At 57.1% G+C, this 26,534-nt stretch carries 23 protein-coding genes and 3 pseudogenes; 15 read left to right on the plus strand and 11 right to left on the minus strand.

Annotation, left to right across the window (positions count from 1 at the left end; all coding sequences use genetic code 11):
- Positions 1-176: 176 nt before the first annotated feature.
- The 4 genes from OKW35_RS04390 to OKW35_RS04405 all read left to right on the plus strand — a co-directional run bounded on the left by OKW35_RS04390 (position 177) and on the right by OKW35_RS04405 (position 6,049).
- Positions 177-2,294 carry a tetratricopeptide repeat protein gene (locus tag OKW35_RS04390; protein WP_429551316.1) on the plus strand — a complete coding sequence of 706 codons (2,118 nt, stop codon included), beginning with the start codon at positions 177-179 and terminating at the stop codon, positions 2,292-2,294.
- Between the two features lie 3 nt (positions 2,295-2,297).
- Positions 2,298-2,654, plus strand: coding sequence for a hypothetical protein (locus OKW35_RS04395; protein WP_429551317.1), 357 nt, complete (start codon positions 2,298-2,300; stop codon positions 2,652-2,654).
- Positions 2,651-5,149, plus strand: a complete 2,499-nt coding sequence (locus OKW35_RS04400) for an Hsp70 family protein (protein WP_429551318.1) — start codon at positions 2,651-2,653, stop codon at positions 5,147-5,149. The genes OKW35_RS04395 and OKW35_RS04400 overlap by 4 nt, the downstream gene beginning before the upstream one ends.
- A gap of 681 nt (positions 5,150-5,830) precedes the next feature.
- The gene (locus tag OKW35_RS04405; RefSeq protein ID WP_429551319.1) at positions 5,831-6,049 is read left to right on the plus strand and encodes a hypothetical protein; all 219 of its coding nucleotides are present in this window, start codon (positions 5,831-5,833) and stop codon (positions 6,047-6,049) included.
- 269 nt (positions 6,050-6,318) lie between these two features.
- On the opposite strand, the gene OKW35_RS04410 is transcribed toward OKW35_RS04405, so the two are convergent.
- Positions 6,319-7,611 carry a D-amino acid dehydrogenase gene (locus OKW35_RS04410; RefSeq protein ID WP_429551320.1) on the minus strand — a complete coding sequence of 431 codons (1,293 nt, stop codon included), beginning with the start codon at positions 7,609-7,611 and terminating at the stop codon, positions 6,319-6,321.
- A gap of 650 nt (positions 7,612-8,261) precedes the next feature.
- On the opposite strand from OKW35_RS04410, the gene OKW35_RS04415 reads away from it, so the two are divergent.
- Both OKW35_RS04415 and OKW35_RS04420 read left to right on the plus strand, forming a co-directional pair.
- Entirely contained in the window at positions 8,262-8,402 is a 141-nt protein-coding gene (locus OKW35_RS04415) for a hypothetical protein (RefSeq protein WP_429551321.1), read from the plus strand.
- Between the two features lie 37 nt (positions 8,403-8,439).
- Positions 8,440-9,003 (plus strand): type I restriction endonuclease, encoded by a 564-nt coding sequence (locus OKW35_RS04420; protein ID WP_429551322.1) that lies wholly within the window; start codon positions 8,440-8,442, stop codon positions 9,001-9,003.
- A gap of 67 nt (positions 9,004-9,070) precedes the next feature.
- Here OKW35_RS04420 and OKW35_RS04425 read toward each other — a convergent pair whose 3' ends face one another.
- Both OKW35_RS04425 and OKW35_RS04430 read right to left on the minus strand, forming a co-directional pair.
- Positions 9,071-10,324, minus strand: coding sequence for a hypothetical protein (locus OKW35_RS04425; protein ID WP_429551323.1), 1,254 nt, complete (start codon positions 10,322-10,324; stop codon positions 9,071-9,073).
- Positions 10,325-10,560: 236 nt separating this feature from the next.
- Entirely contained in the window at positions 10,561-10,842 is a 282-nt protein-coding gene (locus OKW35_RS04430; protein ID WP_429551324.1) for a hypothetical protein, read from the minus strand.
- 303 nt (positions 10,843-11,145) lie between these two features.
- On the opposite strand from OKW35_RS04430, the pseudogene OKW35_RS04435 reads away from it, so the two are divergent.
- Positions 11,146-11,448: pseudogene (locus OKW35_RS04435) on the plus strand (HAD hydrolase-like protein); the annotation flags it as partial.
- Positions 11,449-11,744: 296 nt separating this feature from the next.
- Positions 11,745-12,053: a hypothetical protein gene (locus OKW35_RS04440; RefSeq protein ID WP_187635649.1), complete on the plus strand. Its 309-nt coding sequence runs from the start codon at positions 11,745-11,747 to the stop codon at positions 12,051-12,053.
- 88 nt (positions 12,054-12,141) lie between these two features.
- Here the strand turns inward: OKW35_RS04440 and OKW35_RS04445 are convergent, their stop codons facing one another.
- The 3 genes and pseudogenes from OKW35_RS04445 to OKW35_RS04455 form a co-directional block, all read right to left on the minus strand.
- A complete protein-coding gene (locus tag OKW35_RS04445; protein ID WP_429551325.1) occupies positions 12,142-12,996 on the minus strand; it encodes an H-NS family nucleoid-associated regulatory protein in 855 nt (284 codons plus the stop codon).
- A gap of 739 nt (positions 12,997-13,735) precedes the next feature.
- A complete protein-coding gene (locus tag OKW35_RS04450) occupies positions 13,736-15,001 on the minus strand; it encodes an IS256 family transposase (RefSeq protein ID WP_090812446.1) in 1,266 nt (421 codons plus the stop codon).
- A 641-nt stretch (positions 15,002-15,642) separates the two neighbouring features.
- Positions 15,643-16,009, minus strand: a pseudogene (locus OKW35_RS04455) (DNA polymerase ligase N-terminal domain-containing protein); the annotation flags it as partial.
- Positions 16,010-16,234: 225 nt separating this feature from the next.
- Between OKW35_RS04455 and OKW35_RS04460 the strand changes: the two are divergent.
- Positions 16,235-18,400 carry a KAP family P-loop NTPase fold protein gene (locus tag OKW35_RS04460; RefSeq protein ID WP_429551326.1) on the plus strand — a complete coding sequence of 722 codons (2,166 nt, stop codon included), beginning with the start codon at positions 16,235-16,237 and terminating at the stop codon, positions 18,398-18,400.
- 539 nt (positions 18,401-18,939) lie between these two features.
- Here OKW35_RS04460 and OKW35_RS04465 read toward each other — a convergent pair.
- Complete coding sequence (locus OKW35_RS04465; protein WP_018419045.1) at positions 18,940-19,143, minus strand: cold-shock protein; 204 nt, start codon at positions 19,141-19,143, stop codon at positions 18,940-18,942.
- A 455-nt stretch (positions 19,144-19,598) separates the two neighbouring features.
- Here OKW35_RS04465 and OKW35_RS04470 point away from each other — a divergent pair, with 455 nt between their 5' ends.
- Complete coding sequence (locus OKW35_RS04470) at positions 19,599-20,072, plus strand: PRC-barrel domain-containing protein (RefSeq protein ID WP_429551824.1); 474 nt, start codon at positions 19,599-19,601, stop codon at positions 20,070-20,072.
- Positions 20,073-20,508: 436 nt separating this feature from the next.
- On the opposite strand, the pseudogene OKW35_RS04475 reads toward OKW35_RS04470, so the two are convergent.
- The 4 genes and pseudogenes from OKW35_RS04475 to OKW35_RS04490 form a co-directional block, all read right to left on the minus strand.
- Positions 20,509-20,783, minus strand: a pseudogene (locus OKW35_RS04475) (GlsB/YeaQ/YmgE family stress response membrane protein).
- Between the two features lie 30 nt (positions 20,784-20,813).
- Complete coding sequence (locus OKW35_RS04480; protein ID WP_429551327.1) at positions 20,814-20,939, minus strand: glycine zipper domain-containing protein; 126 nt, start codon at positions 20,937-20,939, stop codon at positions 20,814-20,816.
- Positions 20,940-20,965: 26 nt separating this feature from the next.
- A complete protein-coding gene (locus OKW35_RS04485) occupies positions 20,966-21,094 on the minus strand; it encodes a hypothetical protein (protein ID WP_429551328.1) in 129 nt (42 codons plus the stop codon).
- Between the two features lie 307 nt (positions 21,095-21,401).
- Positions 21,402-21,896, minus strand: coding sequence for a ferritin-like domain-containing protein (locus OKW35_RS04490; RefSeq protein ID WP_429551329.1), 495 nt, complete (start codon positions 21,894-21,896; stop codon positions 21,402-21,404).
- A 558-nt stretch (positions 21,897-22,454) separates the two neighbouring features.
- Between OKW35_RS04490 and OKW35_RS04495 the strand changes: the two genes are divergently transcribed.
- The 5 genes from OKW35_RS04495 (at position 22,455) to OKW35_RS04515 (ending at position 26,451) form a co-directional block, all read left to right on the plus strand.
- Entirely contained in the window at positions 22,455-23,342 is an 888-nt protein-coding gene (locus tag OKW35_RS04495) for a manganese catalase family protein (RefSeq protein WP_429551330.1), read from the plus strand.
- 331 nt (positions 23,343-23,673) lie between these two features.
- Entirely contained in the window at positions 23,674-23,847 is a 174-nt protein-coding gene (locus tag OKW35_RS04500; RefSeq protein ID WP_429551331.1) for a hypothetical protein, read from the plus strand.
- A gap of 164 nt (positions 23,848-24,011) precedes the next feature.
- Positions 24,012-24,407 carry a glycine zipper domain-containing protein gene (locus OKW35_RS04505; RefSeq protein ID WP_429551332.1) on the plus strand — a complete coding sequence of 132 codons (396 nt, stop codon included), beginning with the start codon at positions 24,012-24,014 and terminating at the stop codon, positions 24,405-24,407.
- A gap of 155 nt (positions 24,408-24,562) precedes the next feature.
- Positions 24,563-25,435, plus strand: coding sequence for a YihY/virulence factor BrkB family protein (locus OKW35_RS04510; protein ID WP_429551825.1), 873 nt, complete (start codon positions 24,563-24,565; stop codon positions 25,433-25,435).
- A gap of 887 nt (positions 25,436-26,322) precedes the next feature.
- Positions 26,323-26,451, plus strand: coding sequence for a hypothetical protein (locus tag OKW35_RS04515; protein ID WP_281394095.1), 129 nt, complete (start codon positions 26,323-26,325; stop codon positions 26,449-26,451).
- Positions 26,452-26,534 lie beyond the last annotated feature (83 nt).

The raw sequence follows: 26,534 nt of genomic DNA on the forward strand, positions 1-26,534 counted from the left end.
TGGCGCATCTGCGCCACGGTACTCGCACGCCTTAGCTCCGCTCGTCCTCAATGCTCAAGACGGCGCGGACCCCTTAGTTGGAGGTCAATTATTTGACTTTCCCTCGGGTCAAACATTTCAACGTCCTGCGATAACGGCGCGATAGCCGTGCGTCCAAACAAAGACTGAGTGCAGCAATGTCGACGACAAACGATGTAAAAGAATATACCCAGAAGGCGGTGGCGCTCCGAGCAGAGGGACACTTGGATGAGGCGCTGCTCGCGGCAAAGAAAGCCATCGACCTTGCCCCCGACGACGCCAACGCGTGGTGGCAGCTTGCCTTAACTTTGAGCGCGAAAAACGACCTTGTCCAAGCCATCCGCGCATTTGAAAAGGTCACCGAACTCGCGCCACACTTTGCAGAGGGCTGGTGCGAGCTCGGCCTCGCGCACAAGAAGGTCGCCCGTCTCGACAAGGCAATCAGTTACTTTGAGTCCGCCCTTAACGCGGACGCAGAGCATGTCCGCAGCCTCAGGCTGCTGAATATCGCTCTCACCGAACGGGAAGGCAAAACCGACAGCCAAAAACGGCTCGACGTGCTGCGCGCGCTGCAGCGCCTGGATACGCTCCGTGCCGAGGAGCATTTCGCTTTAGCCTTTCTCCTCAATGAGCACCGGGAGTTTCTGGAAGCCGCCAATGCCTACGAAGGCTACACCAAACAGTATGCGAACTCTGCTGCCTACTACAATCTCGGGCTGGTATGCAAGATACTCGGCAGAGACGCTGATGCCATTGACGCATACCGTATCGCATTAAAGATGGACAGCGCAGACGCGGCCACACAAAACAGAATCGAGACCTTGTTGCCTAGTTTGCTCGCTCTGCGCGCTCAGGTGCTTGCGCAAGGGCAGCCATACCTCAAGCAGACCGATTGGTACAAGCACTACATCAACCCCTTTGCATTATTGAACGTAGACAATGCGCTTGAGCTTTATGAAAATCCCAAGGCCCTGCAAAAGGCCAAGCAAACCCTATTTCGAGAGATTGACTTGGAGGATGGCAAAGTCGAATGGATGCCGGGTCTCAACATCGACAAGTCCAGCGCAATGGCCATCGTCGAACCACTCAATGATGCAGTTCAATGGGACGTGCATCAGACGGTGCTCGAAAATAAGTCACTTTGCGAATTTCTCATGCGGGGGCACCTGAGCCATTTTCTCGCAGTAGAGAACCCTCTCGACGAGGTTGTATTGCCGCACATGGTCGAGGGGCCGGTGCTTGAAATCGTCAGTCCGAGCTTTGCTCGTCAGTACGATGCCGTTCTCACCAAAGCCATTGAGCGCGGCGATGCGGGAGTTGTCGAATGTCTGTTCGACGGACGCCGCTGGGTGTTGCCGGAAGACGACGAGCGCTGCTTTGAAGGCGCCCGCCGCGCTGTCGACCGCCTTTGTGAGCCTTTGCGTAAACTCGCCGATGGTTCCGAACGCCACAAAGTCTCTCTGTCTGAAATTGAGAGCTCGCTCGCAAAGGGAAACCTCCATTCGATTGCCAAGCATCTTCCTTCCGAGTTCTACGAAAATCATGCAACCATTTGCGCCTTGCTACGCGACCTATCGGTGAACGTCTACAACAGGGAAGGTGATGCTGCGATGGCTAAGGCCATCAGCAGCCTGAGCCGAGTGTTTGCGTCCAAATCACCGACGCTGGCACACCAGTTGGGTGAAGACGAAAAAGTCTTAGACCAAAAAATTGCAGAAGAGAAGAAAAATGAGGCGCACCTGACCTTCGGCAAGAATGCGCTAGACATCACGAAAGCCGGCGTGACCTATGGTGGCAAGATGATAGCTGCAGCCGACATTGTTGCCCTGCGATGGGGCATGGTTCTTACCAACAACGCGCCTCGGACAGTGCGCTTTCGCATCGCCTTCAACGATGGATTCGGCACCGAAATCGATGTTTCGTGGTCTTCACAAGCTATCGAAGAACAACAGAAGCTCTGGGGCTCGCTAGTCGACGCGACCCTGCATTACCTGATTGACAGCGTCGCAGCAAACTTTAAGCGACGCCTCAAAATCGGAACGCCCATTCATGTCGGGAAACTTGAAGTCCTGGAATCGGGTGTTGTATTTGAAGTCAACGGGTGGTTCTCGCAGAAAAAATTAATTTGCCCATGGACCAACTTGCTCTCCCAAATTCATAACGGTGATGTCGTCCTACGCGACACAACAAATAGCAAAGCTACGGCAACCCTGCCGCTTGATTCAACCGATAACGCAATCGTCCTTCACCTGCTCGCCAAAAACAAAGGCCTCTAAATCATGGCTCATCCTATACATTCCGAATTGCCTAAGTTCGTCCTGAGCACGCTCAATCACCTATACGAAATTGAGCGGAAGCTTGCGTTGCACGGTGACCCGGCAAGCATTCAACGCAATGTTGAGCGCATCAAGGAGACGTTCGCCGACGCCAACGTGTTTTACGAAGACCCCATGGGGCAGCCGTTTAGCGAAACACGCGTCGACCTGGAAGCGTCTATCTCGGGTGAAGGCACCGACGAACTGGTGGTGACTGAGGTGATTAAACCCATCGTCCGCATCGGCGACAAGGACTATTCACGTGTCGTCCAAAAGGGCATTGTCGTCGTCAAGTCCAAGGTACAGGGGGAATTGCAATGAGCAATACCATCAATTTTGGCATCGACCTAGGAACGTCCAACTCCCTCATTACAAAATTTGAAAAAGGGCACGTTGAAGTATTCAAGAACCCAAGCGGGTTCAAGGAGACATTGCCCTCCATCGCCGGCTTTCGCAATGACCGCATTCTTATCGGCGAGCAGGCCAGGGCCTATTTGCAACGCGACCCAAAAAGCGTCGTCAGCCGCTTCAAGCGCAAAATGGGCACCTCTGAAAGCTTCCAAATCAAGTCCTTGGGTACCTCGAAGACACCCGTCGAGCTTTCAGCATACATTCTTAAAGAGCTGAAAACCTTCGTCCAGACGGGCGAGGAGCTTGACTCGGCTGTCATCACCATCCCAGCTTCCTTCGACACACTGCAAAGCAATGCAACGAAAGAGGCGGGAGTACTTGCGGGTTTCAAGAACGTAGTATTGTTGCAAGAACCAATCGCGGCGAGCCTCGCATACGCTAACAAGGAAAAAAATATTGACCTTAAAAACAGTCAGTGGCTCGTATACGACCTAGGCGGAGGCACCTTTGACGCGGCGCTCGTTCGTATCGTCGAAGGCGAACTGACAGTGATGGACCACGAAGGCGATAATTATTTGGGCGGGTCCGACTTTGATGCCCTGCTCATCGAAAAGCTCGTCGTCCCCGAGCTCAATCGCCGGGGGAAGTTTGCAAATCTGCTGGCGGATTTGAAAAGCCAAAGCGGCCGTCACAATCAACTGTGGTACATCTTGCTGACGAAGGCGGAAGAAGCGAAGGTAGACCTTTCAGCGAAGACTTCGACAGAAATCGACCTCGGCACCATCCACGTCGAAGATGACGATGGCAACACCCTTGACACAATTATCACTGTCACGCGCAGTGACCTCGAATCCGTCATCAAGGACATGGTCGAGGGTACCATCGAGATGGTACGAAGAATCCTGACCCGTAATTCGTTGCAACCGAGTGATTTGAAATTCGTCCTTATGGTGGGCGGTTCCACCTATATCCCATATGTGCGCAAGCGCGTCCAGGAAGTTCTCGGAATCGGCGTTAACACGAACATCGACCCTACCAACGCGATTGCTGTAGGCGCGGCTTACTTCGCAGGCACAAAGGAGAAAGCCAAGACTCATGAGGACCGGCCGAAGGCGTCGAACTCGCCGGTGAAGATTCGAGTTTCCTACAATAAGACGTCACAGGAAATTGAAGAGCCTTTCACCGCCAAGGTCGAAGGCGACACCGCTGGTATGCACTATCGCATCGTGTCTGACGATGGTTCTTTCGACAGCGGATTGAAGCAGCTTGGTGCCCGAGTCCTTGAGGACTTACCGCTGCGAGAAGGGGCCTACAACCTATTCACTTTCAAGATTTTCGACGCGCAGGGTGCCCCTGTTCCCGTTGACGTGGACACTATTCAGATTGCTCAGGGCCGCTACAGCGTTGCCGGACAGATGCTCCCCGAGGACATCTGCTTGGTTATCGACGATGTATCGGCAAAGGACACCCGGCTCGTGTCGCTCTTCAACAAGAACGTGGTTCTTCCGTCGCAGACGAAGCGGACGCAGGAGATGGGGCGCACCATAGTGAGGGGTTCGGCGGACGAGCTACGCATCACGGTAGTTGAAGGTCCCTCAAACCGGCATTCGTCAACAAACAAGCCACTTGGCACGTTGCTTATCACCGGTAAGCAAATCACGCGCGACCTGCTGAAAGGCACCGAGGTGGACCTGAAGATTTCCATGACGGAATCTCGCGACCTCACCGTGAGCGCCTACCTCAACGGCACTGACCAAGAGTTTTCGCAGGTGTTCAACCCGGAAAACAGAAACGTTTCGACGTCCATGTTAGCAACTGAAACTCTGCAGCTGGAAAGCAAGCTGCAAGCGGAAATCGAGGATGCGAGCGATAACGGCCAACGCGAGGTTGCGACGCGTCTGGAGAAAGTTCTCACCGGCGTGCAAAACCTCATGGGAGAAGTCGCCGACCTCACTGTCGATGATGTCACGGATAAGAAATACCAGCTGGAGGACCAAAAACGACGGCTTGCTCGCGAATTGTACGAACTCACGTCGGGTAAACGCATTGAATTGGCGCGCAAAGAATATCATGAGGCCAAGACGGAATGTGCCCAATCGGTCAATGAGTCAGGGAATGACCGTGAGCGAAGTCAATTCAAAGGCATTGTTAGCCGCGAACAGACGTTTATCAACTCAAACAATCCAGAGAAAATCCAGGCTGAGGTTTCGAGTCTCAGAGCCATTCGGTTTGCGATTTTGCTGCGTACACCCGACTTTCTCAAAGGAATGTTCAATCATCTAAACGAGAAGCGTCCCTCGATGAACGACCAGATTCAAGCGACACAACTGGCAGAAAGCGGCAAGCGCGCAATTGCACAAGAAGATTGGGACGACTTGCGACAAATCGTCGGGAGGCTTTGGGATTTGGTGCCCGCCGACCAACAAAGTGGCGAGGATATGCGAATGCTTACTGGGCTAGTCTGAGTTGAGATGATTTGTTGGGGCCCACGTTCATCGGGAGTCGAGGCTAGAAACACACAGGGACTTTTGAAGTGAAGGATAGAAGAAGCCCGCATCTGCGGGCTTTTCGTCGTTCTGGCTGGCGTGATTAGGCGCGGAAAAGCTGGTGAGCCTGTCTTTTACGCATGCGAAAATGGCCGCGCCGTTGGGACAGCAAGTCCGGTGAGTGAAAACGTCTGGCGCGCCAAGGCTGACATACGGGCCGGCAATATTGTCCCGGTTGTGACGGCGAATGCGTCGGACAGGGTGTTGGTTGCAAGGATTGGCTGAAACGAACAGCCGGTAAGGAGAAATTTTGAAAAGAATTGGACTGGCGTTATTGATGGCCACCCTCGCGCCCGCTGCGTTCGCAACTGGCACATACTCAGAGCTATGGAATCCGTTAGAGGCACGTGCGACCATGCCCAGATACGTCAGGGCTACGCGGAAGGTTGCATCTCATCGACGTGCGGTTCCGCATTCGGTGAAAGTGCATGCGCGGCGTGCCCTCACACCGTCGCCCAATCTCATGGCAAAGCAGCGCAACTTGCAAGAAGCCGTTCCTGCGAGCGAACCAGACATGTCGGAAATTCCGCGCCAGATAACCCCCGAGGGCAACGTGCTTCGCGTGACGGCTCACGCAGCATCGGCTGACGTCGCCCGCTGATGGAGTCGCCGTCCTATCAGGGCCACAGTATCTGGGGGCACGCAATTCTGCAGCAAGACGAAATGCTCCAGCCCGAGCGTTATGCGGCAAGTGGGACAATAACCGTGAACGGCAAACTGGTCGAAGCCTCAGGCATCCTCGCTTACTTCGACACAGAAGAGGAAGCGCAACACGCCGGCCTGGCTTGGGCACGTGCCTGGATTGATAACCACGGGTAGTCGAAACCGAACGGCGCAGTGCGTCAACATCTTTGCTGAGTGAGTAAAGTCTACAGCCAGTAACGCCGGCCCGGCGCGATGCGGACAACGTGCTCGGCATCTCGCAAGCGAGCGGTGCCTCGAAGTGTCAAAAGAAAAACGACTGCAAGCGCTTGGTCGCGGCCGTTCGGCTACTCATTCCCAGCGCCGCCGCTTAATTCTCGAACTGGCGAATCGTCGCGTTATACGCACGTGCGGCCAGGTTGCTACTGCTGACGCATGCGACGCGCTCAGCTCAGGTTGAATTCAGCCGGAGCGGGCGAGTCCTTCGCGTAGCGGGAAACGTTGAGGTCATCGTGTCGAATTGCCGGCTGCTTCCCTGAAACCAAATCCGCGAGCAGCTGCGCTGAACCACACGACATCGTCCAGCCGAGCGTGCCATGACCCGTATTCAGATAGAGGTTCTGGACCGCGGTGCTGCCCACAATCGGTGTGCCGTCAGGCGTCATGGGTCGCAGCCCAGTCCAGAATGTAGCCTTCGAGGTATCGCCGCCGCCCGGGAAAAGGTCGTTCACACACATTTCCAAAGTTTCGCGCCGAGCTTCGCGAAGACGCTTGTCGAACCCCACAATTTCTGCCATACCACCGACACGAATGCGCTTGTCGAATCGGGTGATAGCAATTTTGTACGTTTCATCGAGGACAGTTGAGACCGGTGCGCATCGCTCTTCCATGATGGGGGCGGTGATGGAGTAGCCCTTGAGCGGATAAACCGGAATCTTGACGATGTCTGAGAGGAAGTTCGTCGAATATGAGCCGAACGCTACGACAAACACATCGGCGTGAATGAGCTTGGCACCATGGCGGACGCCGACAACTTTACCGCCCTCCACGACAAGGCCCTCGACCTGCGTGTTGTACCGAAACGTGACGCCAGCTTGCTCAGCTAACGCCGCGAGCCGAGTCGTGAACAACTGGCAGTCGCCGGTCTCATCGCCCGGTAAACGCAAGCCGCCGGTCAACTTGTGTGAGGTGGCGGCAAGAGCCGGTTCGGCTCTAGCAAGCTCACCCTGAGTCAGCAACTCGTATGGGACATTGGCTTCTTTAAGCACGGCAATGTCCTTCGCCGCACCCTCGAACTGCTGCTGCGTACGGAAAACCTGCAACGTGCCGCCAGTGCGTCCTTCGTACTGGATGCCGGTTTCTGCTCGCAGCGCCTTCAGGCAATCGCGGCTGTATTCCGCGAGCCGGACCATGCGATTCTTGTTAATGGCATAGCGCTCCGCATTGCAGTTCTGGAGCATCTGCCACATCCACTGAAGCTGGAATTGCTTGTCCTCGTCGTCCGGACGAATCGCGAGCGGGGCGTGCTTCTGAAACATCCACTTCACCGCTTTCAGCGGCACACCCGGAGCCGCCCAAGGTGCTGCGTAGCCAGGCGAAATCTGCCCTGCGTTCGCGAAGCTCGTTTCCAGCGCAGGCCCTTGTTCGCGGTCGATGACGGTGACCGCATGCCCCGCGCGTGCGAGGTAAAACGCGCTCGTCACACCAACAACGCCACTTCCCAATACGACGACACGCATGGTATCCGCTCCGAGCATCACAGTTGAAGTCGCCTGCACACAACAATGTATGCAGTGATTAACCGGATGCTAGCTACGAGTCGGTAGTTTAATAAACCATTTGAGTGCGCTTTTTGGTTGAATCCACTGCGGGATGACGCGAGGAGTGTTCAGTTCGCTGAACGCCTTGTCACCATTGCCGCAGCGAGGTTTGAAGCGACCGCTGCATTTTCGAAAAAATCTCGCGAATCAGTGGCGGCGTGCTGGTCGACAGGCGTGCTGCTGGCCCGCTCTCGCGAGGTGTCTCGAGCAGTGGTAACGCGCTCCCCAAAAGAGCGGGCGCCGACTCAAGAATGCCGCCGTGATTCGCCGATGAAAGCGGACAAAAAGATTGCCAACTATTTGCATCCTGGATTCTCACTAGACCTGAGAATTCTCAAACATCGCGAGAAGTCTTGAGAAGTGGGGAGCCAGGGAGCAAAGACGGCGGCGGCCAGTGTGCGGGCGGGAACCCCACAGTTTCCGGACAGGTTGGAGTGCGACTCATACACTTTTCGGACAAACCGCCCCCAGTCGATGGCTACAATCGCACAGGGTTCGGTCATGACCGACGAAGATTTGACTCGCGCCAGTTCAAAACCCGCTCACGTTGAGGAGCTATCGCCGAAATCTTGTCTGCGATTGCATCGAAGGTGGGCATCTTGTTGAACCGGCAAACCCGCTACCAAACGCTGAAACGCGGCCTGATGCAAAAACTCTTGACCGGCGAATGGCGTGTCAAGCTCGCAGACGCCGAGCCAGTGGCCGCCTGAGCGCACAACATCATATAAGAACAATAAGGAAGCAGACATGGGCAACGCAGAAAAATCCGGCGTCGAGGTTCCTGCCATCGAGTGGTTGGTCAAACTGGGCTACACGCACCTGCCGGGTAACCTAGTAGTGGTCGAGCACCGTCACCTAGCCCCAGTGCTGGAGAACATTCTCAGGCCTCGTCTGCTGGCGCTGAACCCATGGCTTGCAAACGCGCCCGGCGGTATAGACGCTGCCCTCATCGAGCTGTGCAAGCGAGTCAACGATGAGCTATTGCCGGCCAACAAGGCATTCTGGGAGCAGGTGGTTCATCGCTGCGACATCCAGGTCAAGGATGCTGAGGGCAGCCCGCGCAGCGTGCGCTTCTTTGACGCCAGCACGGTGGCCCACAATGACTTTCACGTGGTGGACCAGTACGTGGGCCGCAACGCCGACGACGATGTGTTCCGCCCGGACCTGCTGCTGTTCGTCAACGGGCTGCCGATGGCCATCATCGAATGCAAGGCCAGTCACCACCGGTTGGACGAGGCCTTGGCACAACTGGACGGTTACGTGAGAAGCTCGCGCTGGTCAATAAGCCGATGGCCGAAGATGCGGTCGTGACGGGCAGTCGTCTGAGGTACTGCGGCCGTAGCTGCAACGGTGTTTCACGATGACGAGACGTGACCAGTCAGAGCGACTGGATTGCTGTGATGACCCGAGCACCAAGCTGCCGGGTATTCAGCGGATTTCCCGCGTCATTCACCGTCGCGACACTCAACTGCAACGCGAGCTCTCGGAGCGTCGCTATGACGGGATAAACCTGTTGCCCGTCGCGCTCAATTTCAATGGCGTTGCTTTCGCGCCGCCTGATAGTGTAGCCTTGGTACGTCTCTTCATCTGCTACTTCTGTTGTCGGTTCCCATGTGACTTCGTCGGTATTGTTCAAAAGTTGCCGGACCTTCTCCGCCGCTTCGAGCGTTCGGTCGGCCCAGGCCCGCGACAGGACGAAGGTCGTCCCGTCGAGTAAAAACATCTCGTCTGGGGCGAAGAAGTACCGAAGCTTCTTTCCCGGGTAAAGCGTCTGGAATGCGCTCTCATCTGCCTTGCCCGGTGCTGAAATGAAAAGGTCTCTTCTTCTCCAAGGGATTGCTTCGCGAATTTGCTCTGGCGACAACCCTTGCCTGATTGCTTCCCCGACAAGAGCGAGCATCAGCCGACGCTTTGGCAGATTAGGGAAGAAGGTTTCCCCTATGGACATGTCGTATCGGGTCGAGTCGCGGGTGGTCGAACGAACCCTTTCCTGCTCAATCGACTTCTCACGTACTGCGACCTGGTACTGCTCTGCTTCCGGAAGTGGGATGACCTGCTGGACGTCCAATAGGACCCGCGAGTCGACGGCATGCGGACGCATCTGAACGCACCGAATGTCCATCTTCCCCTGTTTGTTCAGCCAGAGTACTGCTGTCGTCAGCTCGGGAGAAAAATTGGCGGACGCCAGCACAATTCGAACGGTGTCCGTGAATACAACTTGACCATCCTCAACTTCTAGGAACTCACGGATTGCCTGCTCCGGGTCTTCGCTGGAGCCGTTATCAGCCAAATACTTTCGGTGTGCTGTTACCGCCTGGTCAAACCGCATTGTCGAAATCATCGCGGCATAGCGCAGCGCCTGCAGGTCCATGTGTGCACCGTCGTCACGTTTCAACTCGACAACCACCAGATTCGCGTCTTCATCCACGCAGAGCAGGTCGATTCTGCGATTGGCGCCTGCCCACTCTCCAAATTCCTCAGCGAGAACCTTCGTCCTCACGCCCGGCGTGATTGCCTCAATGTGCGCCCGCACCGCACGCTGAATGTCAGTGCGCTCACGCAGTCCCAGATTTCCAAATGTGTCCAGTGGGATAGGTTGCAGGCTGTCGCCGGCAATCTCGAACAATGTCATGTGAATACCCTGTCATCGGTGATAGATAAATCGGAAGAGTATCAAGTCTTCGTCGGACCGGTCCGGCTTTTTCGACGCCGGTCTCCGGACTTCGTCCGATGCAGGTGTGGAGCAACAGTCCAACGGCGACGCAAGCGAGTATCGCGCCAACGCCGATTTGTGCGCGGCGTGAAGCTGCGCATCCGCCCACCATCCCTGTTCCGGTGACGGGTCAGCGGAGAGCAGCGCTGCAGATTCTATGTCGACGACAGCAGCGAGCGGGCTTGCTCAAGAAGTGCGAGAGATGCGGCAAACTCGTTTCGCCCCGCCATCGTGAGCGCAGCCTCTGCGGTACGCACGAATAGCTCGTCATTGGACGTTGAGCCCGCCTTATGACTGAGACCTGAATCGTCGTATCGACGAAAGAACGCGAGTAGCTGGAACGCGTCGAACCTGAAATCCTGTGGTCCAGCTTTGGCTGCAATTTCGGCTGCCGCGGACAATTGCCGAATGGCCGTGACGAAAGTCGAGCGTTCCATAGGTTCCTTCCGTCTCCTTGTTGAATTTCCGGGGTAATTCCTTTGCAGAGTTTAAGTGCGCACCTTCGGTTGCGCCGTTGGTTCGATGTCCGTGCGTCCAATCAGAGCGATTGTTTCTCCGACCAGCAGCCACTCCGTCGCCCCGGCCGGATAGTCCTCCGGCCACTCCTCTGCAAGTAATTTCACGAATGCTTCGCGCTCGTTCGAATCCTCCGGACTCGGGTTAGACTCCCTAATCGCACTGGGTGAGGAGGTTCACGACGTGGCCAATAGCTCAGAAATCAAAGTTCTACTGTTCGACCGGCCACGCTCCCTTGGGACGCGATTCTCGGCGCAGAAGTCGTTCGAGCTTACAAAACCTTCGCCACAAGTCTACGCCGAGACGGTCGAAATCCTTGGCCTTGACGCCGGAGCAGTTTGCATGGTCGCAGCTCACAACGGGCGACCTGGCAGCCGCACGTCGGTGCGGACTGAAGACGGCGTTCGTCGCGAGACCCACCGAGCACGGACCAGCCCAAAAGAGCGACCTGCATGCGGAACAGGCCTGGGACTTCGCAGCCACGGGACTTGAGCGACCAGGCTACGCAGCTCGGTTGTCCTACCTAGCTATCGGGGCGTACATCGCGTCAGCGACTATGCGAGCTCGCGGGGTAAAAACGTGTTTCAGGTGCTGACGCGCGGTGGTCATAGTCTCGATGTCTATCACCGCCATTGTCACGACCACAGGCGAGTGTTCCACAGGTATGCAGGAGCCTCGACAAGCAAGCCGGAGGCGGCTAATGACGACGGAGATTTTTCGGAACCTTTCAGGCTGGACTACCGCGGTCAGAACCGGTAGTCTGAGAGCGCTGAATGACGCAGTTTGCCTATGCTGGTCCTAACCGACAACGTGGAGCCGACACATGGAAGTGAGCACAGAAACGCTTGTTGACATGCTGCGAGAAGTCGAAGCCGATGACCCGATTGACTACGCGGACCTTCCGGTTGGAGAGCAGGAACTCCGACGCCTCGTTATGACCTCTCTCGTTGAGCGTCATCACCAGGTCGAAGCCGGTATGTCGGTGTCTGACATCCACGCGCTATACCTGCTGAGCACCGCGAAACTGGTTCTTGAAAACACGGTGCTTCACGCGAGGCTGCTCTTGCTGCAGGGACAGCAGATTGACGTGCAGTCGCTCCTGGCTCCATTCACCCTGAAAGGTAAGCCGTAAGTCTCGGTCACGCGAGTCTTCAACTACGGGGCGACCTGATACCAGCTGGATAAGCAGGTCCCTCTGGCATCACGCGCCAAGCGCTCGGTTACGCGCTCAATTCAACCGAAGCTTTCGGCACGGCGCTAGAATCGCCATTCGCAGCAACCGCTTTGACCGCAACAGTCTTCTTGGCAGCCACCTTCGTCACGCCCGGACGCTTCGTCGGCGAGGCAACTGCCTTCTTCGCTGCAACCTTTTTGCTGGCAGCAGGAGACTTGGTCGCGACGGCCTTCTTGGGAACGACTACCATCTTCTCTGCCGAAATTTTCTTGCCAACAACCTTCTTCGCGGCAGGCGTCTTGAAACCTGCCTTCGGCTTGCTCGTCACAGGTTTCGCAGCGTCGGCACCCGCACCATCAATCAGAAACTTCGCCCTGTCTTTAGCGCCAGACAGCCACGTCGGAGCCCGACCGCGCCCGCTCCAAGTCGCACCAGACTTCGCGTCGCGATACTTAGCCGGCTGCGGACCTTTCGGCCGACCCGTGCCAGCAGCGGCGCTGACTGACGACGAGACCTTCTTGCCCGCAGTCTTGGCCTTCTTCGCACTTGCCACTCCCGCAGCGACGACTGCATCGGCACTACCCTCAATCAGGAATTTGCTGCGGTCTTTCGCGTTCGCAATCCAACCCGGAGCGCGTCCGTGTCCGGACCATATAGCCCCTGTCTTCGGGTCCTGATATTTCGCTGCGGACGGCTTGGCGATGACCGCAGATTTAGCTGCGGCTTTCGGTCCGCGTTTCTTGTCGCCAACATGCGCGTCAAGGTCAGCAGTCGTCAGGCCGTGCGTTGACATCAACTCGCGAATCTTTTCGATAACAGCGCTCGACGTTTTCGCAGCGAGCACGTCTGCTTGCGCCTGGAGTTTCTGGATTTTTGCTTGCAAGGATTCCAGGGTGGTCATTCCCGCCTCCGTGGTTGAGAAGCCCGCACTATGCCATGCGCGAGATGCAGTGCGCTACTTATAGCTGGATGGCCGAATAGATATATTCGGCGTTACTTGGTCATTCGCATGTCTCCAAGCTCCTTTCACCCGGGGCTGGGTTGCCACGTCTTGCCGCGGCTCCGTTAAACCTTTGTATGACTTCCAAAACTCGTGGGTGAGGACCGCTATACCTTTGTGCGATGGCACGAAGTACAGACTGCCTGTAGATTTAGTTCGTGGGATGCGCCTCGTCAGCACGGTTTATGTTTATCCGAGTCTCCTCCATGTCTTCCCCAGGCATGGTTTAGCCCGCCAATTTAGGCGGGCTTTTTTTTGGGTGGCGGACAGCCTTCCTGCGAAACAGGCTTGCCATTGTCTTATGCGCAATGCGCATCGGCGTGTGCTTCAATCCTGTTAGCATCAGGGGCACGCCGTGACGTGAAGTGAAGCTAAGCAGATGTCGTTTCGAACACGAGGAAAGGCAGTTTTGACGGGGGACAATTCGAGGCGCTGGCAACTTGAAACCTCGAGTAAGCGCGACACTATGCTGCGCTCGTTTTTATTTATGTTTCGTCCGAGTCGGCGCATGCGAGGTTCGAGGTTCTGCCTTACCATGGTTTTCTGGGCGTCCTGGCGGCGCTTGACACGGTACGGGAGGCGGACATGGCACTGAGCTAACGTCAAGAGTGGTGTATGAACATTTTGATGGCGGTCGATTTCAAGCGGCGAGTTTCTGCTGAACCGGTCGATCGTCTTGCACCGGTTCGCCGTCCTTGAAGGCCACACCCTCGAGCAACAGCTTGATCTTTTCCGGGCCGTTGATACGGCGCCAAGTTTTCTCGGCTTCCTCAATCAGCTTGAATGCCAGGCCGAGGAAGGTAGGTCGCGACACGCAGTTACGCGTACGTGTCGTACGGTGGCGCACCGTCGCGAACGTCGATTCAATCGCGTTGGTGGTACGCAGATGCTGCCAATGTTCGGCGGGGAACTCGTAGAAGGCCAGCAAGCTCTCTCGGTCCTTCTTCAGCGTCTCCGCCGCCTTCGGATATTTGGCCGCATAGATCGACACGAAACGATCGAACGCGGCATGGGCTTCGGCACGCGTCGCGGCCATCCAGATCGATTGCATGTCGGCCTTCGCGCGCGCCTGCTGCGACTTGGGCAGCGCGTTGAGCACGTTGCCCATCTTGTGAAACCAACAGCGCTGACCACGCGTTGTCGGAAACACTTCCTCCAGCGCCGCCCAGAAGCCCATCGCGCCGTCGCCGACCGCCAGCCGTGGACCCGCCTTCAGACCGCGCTTTTTCAGGTCGAGCAACAGTTCCAGCCACGATGCTTTCGTCTCGCGATACCCATCGCCGATCGCCACGCGCTCTTTGCTCCCATCCGGCCTCACGCCGATGATCACGAGCAAGCATTGACCGTCCGAGTTCTCGCTGCGCAGCCCGGTGTGAATGCCGTCCACCCACCAGTACACATAGTGTGATTCCGACAAGTCCCGCTTGCTCCAGGCCGCATGATCTTCAGCCCATTGCGCCTTCAGCCGACTCACCACGTTGGCCGACAAGCCCTTGGCGTCATCGCCCACGAGCACCTTTAACGCTTCGCCCATGTCGCCCGTCGAAATACCCTTCAGATACAGCCACGGCAGGGCTGCGCTTACGCGGGGCGACTTCCTCACGTACGGCGGCACGATCGTCGAGTTGAACTTCACGCCGAATCCTGATCGATCACGCACCTTCGGTACCTTCACCTGAATCGGCCCGGCCGCCGTCAACACATCGCGTTCCGGCAAGTAGCCGTTGCGGACCACCGCGCGCTGTCCATGCATGGTCTTGACGTTCGCGAACCGCTCCATCAGCTCTGCCAGCTCCGCTTCAATCGCTTGTTGAATCACTTGCCGTGCCCCTTGACGAACCAAATCGTCCAGCCCCAGGCCGGCGCCCAATAGACCGACAACTGCTTTTTCCGTATCCTTGCTCATGGTGGATGGTTTGTTGTTTGCTGGTTTCCGACTTCGACAATCAGATTCTCAGCTGAAACCTCCACCGCCTTCAACTTCCCGCCTCAACTCCCCCGTACACCAGATTCGACTTTAGCTCCATGGCACTGCTCTCTTTGGTCTGGAGGAACCCTCCAATCATAGTGTTGCCTCTAATCGGCCTTCTCCTCAGCGTCTGGCTGCGACGTGTACAAGCTCGTTATGTTAACGAGGGGCGCCTGCTACCGAGTTGGATGCGAAAGGCAACCCGAATCTCCGATACTGACGGGCTCAACGTTGCCGAAAAAAGTCTGCATTCAACTATGGGTCCCGGAACAATAGCCCGGACGGGTGACATGGAAGAGCTTACGGCGGAGTCCCAACTACAGGCGGAGGGTCAGACTTCAGTGCCACGCACGGTCAGAGATGCCCTCGCTGCACAGCCAGGTACGATTCTCGTTTGGAACATCACGAGAGAGGGAAGCGTCTGCGTACGCGCGAAAGCAGAACGGCATGACCGTGCGGTGTGACTGCGAGGAGTGGGCGCTCCATTCCGGCCAGGAGCTGAAGATGATTGACGCTACGTTGACGATGGCTGGAATCGACACCCAGCGCCACTGACAGTCGGTACTTGTCGAGTGGCCCATCCACTGGTCCTGTCTGTCCTCCAGCTTTGCAATTCGGACCAGCTCCCACGTTCCGGCGAGTTTTTCGCCGTGAAGTCTGAAAACAAGCTTGCCGGCTTTCATTCCTCGCGCGGGTCGCCGACCGGGCCTGGGTCCCACGGTCCCGCACCAGAACGGTGCCGGCACCTACTAATTCGGCGGGATAGTGCCTTCAAAGCTCGCATACTCAACCGGGTGTTCTTCGACGTAAATCGCTATCCTTTTTTCCTTGGGGTCGCAGCTGGGCCCCTTTGGTACGGCCCAAGACAGCAAGACGCCGTCGAGCTCGAGTCGAAAGTCATAATGCAGCCGACCGGGACCAGTGCTTTTGTACAACAAAAATCAGCCGCTGGTCGTCTGTTGATAGGTCTCCAGCCGATGGCGCGGGCTCTGGCGTACTAGGAAGTCACGTTTTCTCCCGGTAGTGGGACAGTGGCGAACGTGTCCGGTCTGGAATGGCGCGCATGGCTCCAGTTTAGGACCTCACGTGCTGCGCCGCCCGCAACCTTTGCGCCATCAGGCCGGTAGCCTATATTGGCTTCACGCGCAACTGCGTGCGGGAGCCTCACACATGGAACTGAACAAACCGGACCCGGGTCCTGAGACCGAATACGGGTTCAAAAATACGGCCGGGCCGGTTCCGCCTCTAAAGGGGGAGCCTTCTGGTTCGAACGACCCGAATGCGCTGAGCAGTGCGTCCTCAACCTTTGCCCCTGCAAACCCACCTTTTGAACACGCGCCAACGAGTTTCCGAGTCCGGCAGTTCGACGGGAACGTGAAACGCGACAGCGCCGAGGAGGGGGCGTCCGCAGCGACACGGTCCGACAGACCGCTCTCCAGAAAGAGACGCTCCGGGGAGAGCCTGACTACGGGCCTTGCTGGAGAATCGGAAGACTCGGCGGCCGAGTCCACCGGTCCCGGGAAAGATGACACCGCCTTGGACACGCGGGACCCGGCGCAGGTGACACCGCGTCTCTCGACCGACAGGCCAACCGACGTCGACCTTCTGGGTTTTCGCGTATATGCGAAGGCCATCGCACAGTTTCTTCTCGATGACGAATCCAAACCTCCGCTCACAATTAGTATCCAGGCCCCGTGGGGAGGCGGAAAAACCTCCATGATGCTCATGATTGAAGACGAGCTGGACCCGAAAGATAAACGCAATCGAGAGCCGGCCGACGAGCACCTGAACAGAAAACTTTCTGTGAAGGACCTCGAGTTCGAGCTGGAGGGCCAGTTAACCGGAAAGAGCGAGCCCGAGCTGCCGGAAATTGACGCCCGGGGTGACGGAACACGCGGAAGGACGACTGTCTGGTTTAATGCGTGGAAATATGAGAGCACCAATCAGGTCTGGGCAGGTTTGGTCGATGCCATACTTCAGCAGGTTCCAACTCGGCTGCCTCGCTGGAAACGAGAATTATTCTGGTTGCGGCTGAACCTGAGCAGGGTCGACAGCGCCCGTATCCGCCAATCGCTCCACGAGCTGTTCATTAACAGGGCCCTGCTCTCCAGCGCAGGCCTAGGCGGGTCCATCCTGGCAGCTGCCGTTGTGTTCACGAGTTCCGCAGCCGGCTTGCATTATGGGTTGAGCAGCGCACCCCCTACAACTCTTGGCGCATCCTCGCTGCTCGCGGTCGTACTGGGTGTCATCTCAAAGTGGATTGCTGCAACCTTTGAATTCAAGAAAGAAGCAGCAGGGGAAATGTTCAAGAGCATTGTTCGCGCGCCCTCGTACGATACTGAGCTAGGCTTTGTGCACCAAGCTGAAAGCGACCTGCGGCGGGTGTTTCGTGCACTGCCGGAGAACGAGGGCCTAGTTATCTTCATTGATGACCTGGACCGCTGCTCACCCACTAAGGTTGCCGCAGTCCTCGAGGCCGTCAATCTCATTATTGCCGGTGACTTTCCCGATTGCTATTTCGTCGTTGGAATGGATGCAGAGATGGTCGCAGCCGCACTTCAAGTGGCGCATAAGGACTTGACTGCTAACGCTCCGAACGACGCTCGGATTCCAATCGGTTGGCGCTTCATGGATAAATTTGTGCAACTTCCTTTCATTGTCCCGCCCCTCGTAGGTGGCAGGGAAAAGTCACTTCTGCATAGGCTGTGGGGAAGGCCGGACGAAGACCAAACAGGCATTTCTTCCAATGAGGAGGAGCAGCAGGAGGGGCAACCTCGCCAGCGTGACATCAGGGATGTCCGAGAATTCGTCCAACTCTCAGAGAGTCTCTCCTACCTCTTTCAGGGCAACCCCCGAGAGCTCAAACGCTTTACGAATTTGCTAAGGTTCCACTGGTACTTATGGCACGAACGCTCCATCGATAAATCAGAGCCTAGAACCCTTTCCGTCTTCGCGGAAGAGTTGGCCCATTGGACGGCATTGTCGATAAAGTGGCCCGAACACGCACGTTGGCTTCGCCGCCTTGATTCTCGGCAAGCAGCCCTTAGAACGCTTGAAAGTGTCCCGGAGCTGCCCGACGAGGCTGCAAAGGCCGTGCTCGCTCCGTTACAGACACTCTGCGTCGAGTCCTCACTCAATCACCTGAAGATTTTGGAAACGCTAGCGACTGCTGACGCGGTATCGTTCAAAGTGTGGCGAACCACGCTGAAGCTCCTTTACGACATGGACGATAAGGCAACGATGTGGCTTAACGACGGAACACTCTTCGACTTCTACAAATTGATGGTCAAAGGGGGGACAGCTCTTTCAAGTCAAACCGGAAGGGGATTCTGGTAGATATTTCAGGCTGGATGAAAAAACGGGCCACCGACTTCACGGTGTTGTAAGCCATCAGGAAATTGCCGGCCCTTTCATGCGTTGGACGGAAAAACAACGTGCGGCCCAACGCCGGCGTGCAACATGCGGGCTCAGGAAAGCGTGGTTGGCGAGAAGTTCGACGTGGGAGAAGGAGCTCGCTGAAGAGGCGTTGGCGCCCCCGGGTCGCCGTGCTCGAGAGGTAAGGGCGCATTGTGGCGACAGCACGCTCGTAAGGCTCGAGCACGTGAAGGACTTCCGCTATCTGCACCAGAATGCCGTATCCGCGATACGGGCAACGCGAGTGGGTCCGCATGGCTGCCTCCTCTGTGCGCCGCTGTAGGAATAAGACACGACGGCGCAACGACCGTTCCAGAAAGTTCGTGCACGTTAGCGCCTGGCCGCCAGGCGGTGACATCTTGCGATGTCTGTTATCGATGCCCGGAAGCGGCAGATGCTGTTGAAAACCAGATGGCCCGCATGAGCGGGCCATCCGGTTCAAACCATTCGACTACCCTCGCCTACAGCGGCTGAATGTTCGATGCTTGCTTGCCCTTCGGGCCTTGTTTCACTTCGAAGCTCACCTTCTGGTTCTCTTGCAGCGATTTGAAGCCGCTTCCCTGGACTTCAGAGAAATGTGCGAACAGGTCTTCTCCGCCATCATCTGGCGTAATGAATCCGAACCCCTTCGCGTCGTTGAACCACTTGACTGTACCTGTTGCCATTTTGCTGAACCTTTCAAAAAGACGTGTTGTGTTGGATGCCGGTCAGCTGGAAGGCTGACTCGAGCCATTTCGGTTTTATCACAGCGGATTGACGGCCGACAATCAGGGGTATCGGCACATGGAGACTTCTGTCGCATTTCGTTGCATCCGCAACATGTTCATGCTGACGGCGAGCTGAGCAAACTCCCGAACGCTGATGACAGCGCCGAACATTTTTACGAACCGCCGGTAGTCCGCCAGAATCTGAGCCGAATAGCACATCAGAACCTCCGTTTCCACCTAATGATGATTGTCGCTTTGCCTGTGCCACCCGCGTAAATTTATACCTGATTTCAAGGCGCACATGCCACGCCTCCGCCCGCCTGGTCTGGCCTGCCGAAGTCATGTTTTCGTCCCGCCAGCGTGGGCACGCGGCTTGCGCGTCCCAGGAGCACCATTTGTTAAGGAGGTGAATGATGGGCTCAATTAACCCGCAACGTGGCCCTCAAGGGGGAGCCGACATCGTCGGCGGTGGTATCGGCGACGGGCCGGGACCAGACGTCATGGCTGCCGCGACGCTCGACGGGACCAAGGTGATGTCTTCAGACGGCGAACACGTGGGAAAGATTTCAGACATCATGCTTGATGTCCGCAACGGACGCATCGCCTATGCAGTGCTGTCTGAAGGCGGGTTCCTTGGGATGGGGTCTAACCTGCATGCCATCCCATGGAGTGCGCTGACGCTCGATACGGACCAGAAGTGTTTCTTCGTCGACATCACGGCCCAGCGCCTCAAGGACGACCCGGGCTTCGACAAGGACCACTGGCCCGCCATGGCAGACGCTAAATGGGGAGAGTCAACGTACAGCTACTACAACCGGCAGCCGTACTGGTCCGCGACCCAAGAAGTGGTGGAAAGCGACCCTACCATCAGGCCGAGTGAGCACTGAAAAACACCAATGGGCAAGCCGCGCCATGCGGACAGCCAGTCTGTCGCTCGAGAGCCTACGTCACCGCGACTTACCGCGGTGGCGTAGGTGCTTAGCTCCAGCGACCAGGCGCGCGCATTGTGTGGTGAGCTCGGCCATCCGGCGCACTACTTTAGGTCGGAAAGTCTTTTCGTCGAGCGTAGCCTCAGCCGATGGTTACCACCAGTTCTCCCGTAGGCTGACGGCACATCCCGGGCGCGGGGCGGGAAGGGCCAGGACCGACACCAGGGCGTTCCGAAACTGAAACGTAACGCGCTTCGGTTGAGTCGGCGATGAAGCTGCGGTCCGCCGCATCTTCTTCGCTCTTTGTCAGTGCTCGGTCGGCTACCCGACTGACCCGGGTTCCACCTACTTGCCGTCAGTAGCGGTACGCTCAGCGTATAAAATATTGAAAGCTTTAGAGTTGCCGCGCCCGACCTCGGCCGACAAGTCGCAGGACAGCGAGCAGGATGACCGCGCCAATCAGCGCCGTAATCAGTGAGCCGCTTATGCCGCTTCCCAAGTGCAGACCCAGCGCCCCACCAAGCCAACCTCCTATGAATGCTCCGACAATCCCCACGATGATGTCGACCACGATGCCGAAGCCGCCGCCGTCGACGATGCGACCGCCAAGGCGCCAGCGATGCCGCCGATAATCAGCCAGAAAATGATTCCATGCGAGACCGGGTCCATGTTTCTTTTCCTATAGAGTTAAATCCGGCGTTAGCGGCGAGCAAGCATTCCGATGATGAGTCCGCCGATGAGTGCCACCGTGACCGCTTTCCACGGAGCTTCATGAACGTAAGCGTCGGTCGATTCAGAGACGACACGGTACTTCGTCTTGACCACCTGCGGTGCACCAGCAATCTTGTCCTTCAGGTCGGCCAGAGCCCGGGCACCGTTTGCTGTTCTTGGTCATTGTCGTCGGACTTCGGTGTCGAGCTATTGCCCGGTTGAGATAAACCGGCGGAGCCGGGGTTGGTGGTTTGATGAGACTCGTCCATTTGAACCTCCATTCTCTTGGTTAAGTGGCTCAAGGCTGCGCAAGTGGTGTGTCTTCCAAAAAAAATAGCGCGCCCGATAATCGTCACAGGCGGCGGTCAAATTGGCCTTCGGTGTCGCGACACTGGCGGACCGGCAACGACGCGCCGGTTGCAGTGGCACGTGTCGCAAATCGCTGATTTCCGGTTATCGCTAACACCGTCGGCGGTGTCGGCAGAATGCATCCGCGTCACTTGTTTTTTTGAGTAGCTTGGTCCCCGACCCGGAGTGCCAGCGGCGCCCGCCCGCCGCTGGCAAGCGTCGGGCGGCCTACTTCCCCAGGGCCTCTGCCGCCACCTTCTCTTCGGCAAGCAGAGAAAGCTTGTCGTCCGTCGCCCTTTCCTCTTTCAGGGTTTCGCCGAGAAGTGTGACAGCAGCATTTTCCCCAAGCTGTTTGGCCAGTGCTATCAACGAGCCGTATGCTGCAATTTCGTAGTGCTCGACTTTCTGCGCCGCTGCGATGAGAGCAGTATCAAGTACCGGGCCTTTCTCGATTTCGTCAATCTGCTCCTGGCCTTCTTCGACCAGACCTTCCATTGCGACGCACTTGATACGCTTGAGTTTGATTCCGCTGGCTTCCACTACCTGGTCAATTCTTTCAATCTGGCCTTGCGTTTCTTCCAGGTGCGTCTCGAAGGCCGAGCGAAGTCCCGGGTTCGTCGCTGCACGTGCCATCCTGGGAAGCGACTTTGTCATCTGCTTTTCGGCACTGTAAATGTCGGACAGCGAATGAATGAACAAATCCTTCAACGTCTTCGTAGGCATGTCTACTCCTTTGTCGGTTGGGAACCGCCTCTGCAAGAAAGCGCGGTGTGAGCGCACCGGCGCAATCACCATTCCCGCTCGGCAACGTGCCTGACCCGACGGAACACCCGCGCCTAGCGTGCGGCGAGACAATTCCCAGACGTCTCGGGCGCTCGCCGTCTTGCAAACTTCTCGTTGCAACAATCGCCGCACGAGCGCCTGAATGTCTTCGCGATGAGCGGCGGTAGAGACGTGTCCCTACCAGGGCCAGGAGGGTTGCACCGCGTGGGAATTCGAACGCCGTGTGACGAAGACTCGGCGCGATTGCCGCACTTCACCGGTCAGGAACGCTGCATGCGCCGTGTTCAGCGCAATGTTCTTTCCACCGTGTAGCCTCGCTGCACATTCGCCAGAGCAACCCAGTTCTGAGACCCGGGCGCCCAGCAGGGTGCGGCATTCAGGATTGCAGCATGTCGCTGTCCGGGAGTCACATAACCAGCCGGAGTAACGTGCGCATCGCTGTGACGGCAGGTCCGGCCATCCGGTAGTCCGTTACCCAGCGTCCTATGGAGAAATGACATGTTTGTGCACAACAAGCGGCTTCAATATACGGTCCGCGTCTCAGCGCCGAATTCCGGCCTCGCCAACCTCCTGCTGGAACAATTCGGCGGACCCCAAGGTGAGCTGGCGGCAGCCTGCAGATACTTCACACAGGCGGTCGGAGAGGATGACCCCGGTCGGAAGGATTTGCTGTTTGACATTGCAACCGAGGAGCTGAGCCACCTGGAAATCATCGGCTCTATCGTGGCAATGCTCAATAAAGGCGCGAAGGGACAACTCGCAGAAGCTGTGGAGTCGGAGGCCGAACTCTACCGTTCGCTCACAGGCGGAGGAAATGATTCGCACACGACAGCGCTGCTGTACGGAGGCGGCCCGGCGCTTACGAATTCAGCCGGGGTTCCGTGGAGCGCGGCGTACATCGACACTATCGGTGAGCCGACGGCAGACCTGCGTTCAAATATAGCGGCGGAGGCGCGCGCAAAGATTGTCTACGAGCGACTGATGAACGTGACCGACGACCCGAGCATTTCCGAAGCGCTTGGCTTCCTGATGACGCGGGAGATTGCTCACCAGAAGTCCTTCGAGAAAGCCCTGCATTCAATTCAACCAAACTTCCCGCAAGGCAAGCGTCCTGGCGTGCCCGAATTTACGAACGTCTATTACAACCTGTCGCAGGGCGATGATGCGCCACGCGGTCCCTGGAACGACGGCCCCGGTTGGGAATTTGTTGAGACGCCCGAACCTGCCGTCGATGGGGGCGATGGGTTGGCTTCCGTCAACATCTCCGGCGCGGACGCGAAAGTGCTGAGCGCGATGGCTGCACGGACAGCTTCGGACACAAGTTCTGACCCAACCACCGGTGCCGACCTGGGTTCGGGATACGAAGAGGCAGAGCCGAAAGAGTGAGGGTACTCATCAGTGGCGGCGTAAATCGTCGCCACTCCGCCCGCGATGGGCGCGGTAGTCAAATACCACCGGCAAAGCCGGTCGCTTGAGATTGTGAGCGCCTCAAAGGCGCCCATACAACCGTGAGCCGCCCGTGGCGGCTTACTCCATGACCAGCTTCATCTGGTCATACCGCTCGTCCTCTTCTTCCTGATTTGCCGATGTACGCTCGCACCATGTGCTCGTCCAGACAAGCAGACCTCAGACGAAAACTGTCGAGAAAATTGCGGTCATCCTGATTCGCGGAATACACCTTGCTGTATCAAATCATTCCACCCAGCCGGAGACTCATATGGCCACCAGCCCGAAGCAGGAGAACCCCGCAAGTGAAAAGTCCGAGGAGGATGTTGACAAGGCGGTCGAAGACAGCTTCCCCGCCAGTGACCCGCCCTCGACGGGTGGCACAACCCGGATTGAGTCAGAGGACGGCGAAGAAGCCGACGAGGACGAGCTTAATCCGCGGTAATCGCATACAGGCGAGAACATGTGTCGACGCCCCGGAAACTGCCGCAGCGGTCTACGGGGCACATGACGCGCCAGTCGTGTTCGACACCTGGACCGCTGGCCGAAGTGGGCAGCGTTCGCCCGAGGCTTTTGACAGGCAACAAAGGGAGACCGTCATGAGCGCAAATGGAAGCAACCCAAACACGCCGAACGAATTCGCACCGCCGCGAGACGTCGCAGCGGACACATCAAGCTCGGCGCATTGGTAATGCGCCGTCTCCAACCGCGCGCACGGAGGCTGAGCCGCTGGACCGGCCAGTCGCGCTCGCGCAACCACGTGTCGCCGGTACTTCAGCCCCGGCAGCGCGCTTCGGGGGTACAGAGTCTGGAACTGCGGCCGACATCTCCAAACCCGCGCTCGAGGTGGCCAAGAGTGCGTTCACCAGCGCGCAAGCAGCCGTGTCAAGCGGATACCGGACCGTCTCCGCCTCGACCGACGAATTTGCGCACGAGAGTCCATGGATGTCCATTGCCTTTGCAGCGCTCGGCGGCATCATTATCGGGATGCTGCTAGCGCGATAGAGAGAGTGATATGCACAAACCGCTGACTGGCTGCGCGAGCCGGAGCAGCCAGTTAGCCAGGCTCTCTTTTTCAGGCTTCCCGGCAGTTTAGCGCGTGAGGTTCCCGTATGTTGCGTCAGGTAAAAAATCAAGCCGTCCAGCGCAAGCTAACCGTGATGGCCATCGCGCGGACCGCCATCAGCAAATTCTTGGATGACCGTTCGTCAATGATGGCCGCGAGCATCGGCTTCTTTTCCGCCTTTTCGCTTGCCCCAACCCTCCTCATCGTACTTGCCGTCGCCGGATGGTTCTTCGGGCCGGACGCAGCCAAAGGGCGGCTCTTTGACCAGGTCAAGGGCGTTCTTGGCAACGATGCTGCGAGCGCAATGCAATCTCTCGTCGAACACGCACATAGGGCAAGCGGAAGTGGCATCGCCGCTGCACTGTCTATTGTCCTTGTGGCTGTCGGTGCTTCGGCGACGTTTTCGTCGCTCAACACCGCTCTGGATGTCGTGTTTGGCGCAGAGTCGCCTAAAGGTATCGCCGGACTAGCGCTCCTGCTGCGCGCGCGTCTGATTTCCTTCGGGATGGTCATGGGACTGGGTTTCCTGCTGGTCGTGTCCCTTGTCTTGGACGCGGCCATACAGTTTGCCGGCCATGCGATTTTTGGTGACTCCAGTTTGGTTGTGCTCGCGGCGGTAGGTGAATCAGTCTTCGGGCTGGTGATACTCGCGATTGGGTTTGCTGCCCTTATCAAGTGGCTGCCGGATGCAAAGGTGCATTTTCGTCATGCGCTTATCGGCGGTGTGACTGCATCGGTGCTTTTTACGGCTGGGAGGCATCTCTTCGCGTTTTATCTCGCCCATGCCGGCACCGCAAACTCGTTCGGTGCGGCAGGCTCTCTTGCCGTGCTGATGATGTGGCTATATTTCTCTGCCGTCGTTTTCTTATTCGGTGCGGAAATTGCCGCATCCATCCGGGAGGCGTCACAGGCACGGGGCGAAAAGCTTTCTGACCTTTCGCCGCAGAAGCAGGGTCCAGGTAGATGAAATTGCGGCGGCCGCGATTAGCGTGATGCTGTACGCAGTGTCCTCTTGTCGCGAGCGCGAGTGCAGAGCAGACGGGAGCTTCTGGAGCTGCTCCATACTTTGCGTAATGTCGAACCGCAACGGCGCCCTCACTGTTTGCACGTGCATCGAGTTTTACTGCTAATTGCCAGGAGAAAACGTTTTAGGTCGGTGCTTCCATGTCTTGCCAGAAAATTTTCCTTGAGCTCCTCGATACATGCCTGCCGACACCGGATACAGCATGCTGGCCACATGCGATGCTCCTACGGACAGCTCCCAACAGATACGCAGTATCAATGTGAGCCGTTGTGGCGCTTCGCATCCTTCTAGACGCAAACCGCGCGCAGCGCTTACATCCGCCTTCGCATCCACCTCCTGTGTCAGGGCGGGCGAAAGGCTGAATGAGAATGTTGCGCCGCCTTAAGAACAACTGGGGGCCCAGATTTGCCCACCATGGGCTGCATGAATTGAACTGGAAATCACAGACCCATCACCCTGCCGGAAATGCAAGTCGTGAAGAACGGTTCGAAGGTCGCGGAAGCTTTTCCTCGCGAATACCAGACCCCGAGTCCTTAACCGCGGCGACAACATCGCCTTCAGGGTCAAGGCGGGACTGGACTATGCACGGTTCGGCACCGCTCGTTAAAACTCCTAAGCGAAGTTATACGCCCGTATAACCAGGTAACGCCAACGCGGTATCGACATATCCGACCGCATAGTAGATTTTCCGTTCGGCAAAACCTACTCTTCTCTCATCGAGACAGCGTTGCCGTTATGACAGTGCAAAGCTCGCGGTTCGGCCCGACCACAACATCGCCTTTTGGGGTGGCCCGACCCGTTCGTTTTTTTAACGTCTTCAAGGATTCATCGTGTCAGCTGTTTTGCACAACTGGATATATATCGGCAGTAACGCGTATGCGGAGTACACGTTCGTGCCGTGGCTTGACAGGAACATCTATCGCCGTACCGTCGACCTCTCCGCAATATGCATCCAGTAGCCGCAAGTCAGGGATTATTCGACCTCTAGCCACGTACCGTGAAACTCTGTTGTGCAGGTCGTTGACATTTCAACGGCTTCCGG

Origin of the sequence: Paraburkholderia sp. MM5477-R1 (assembly GCF_050436385.1) — a bacterium.
GTDB classification, from domain to species: domain Bacteria; phylum Pseudomonadota; class Gammaproteobacteria; order Burkholderiales; family Burkholderiaceae; genus Paraburkholderia; species Paraburkholderia tuberum.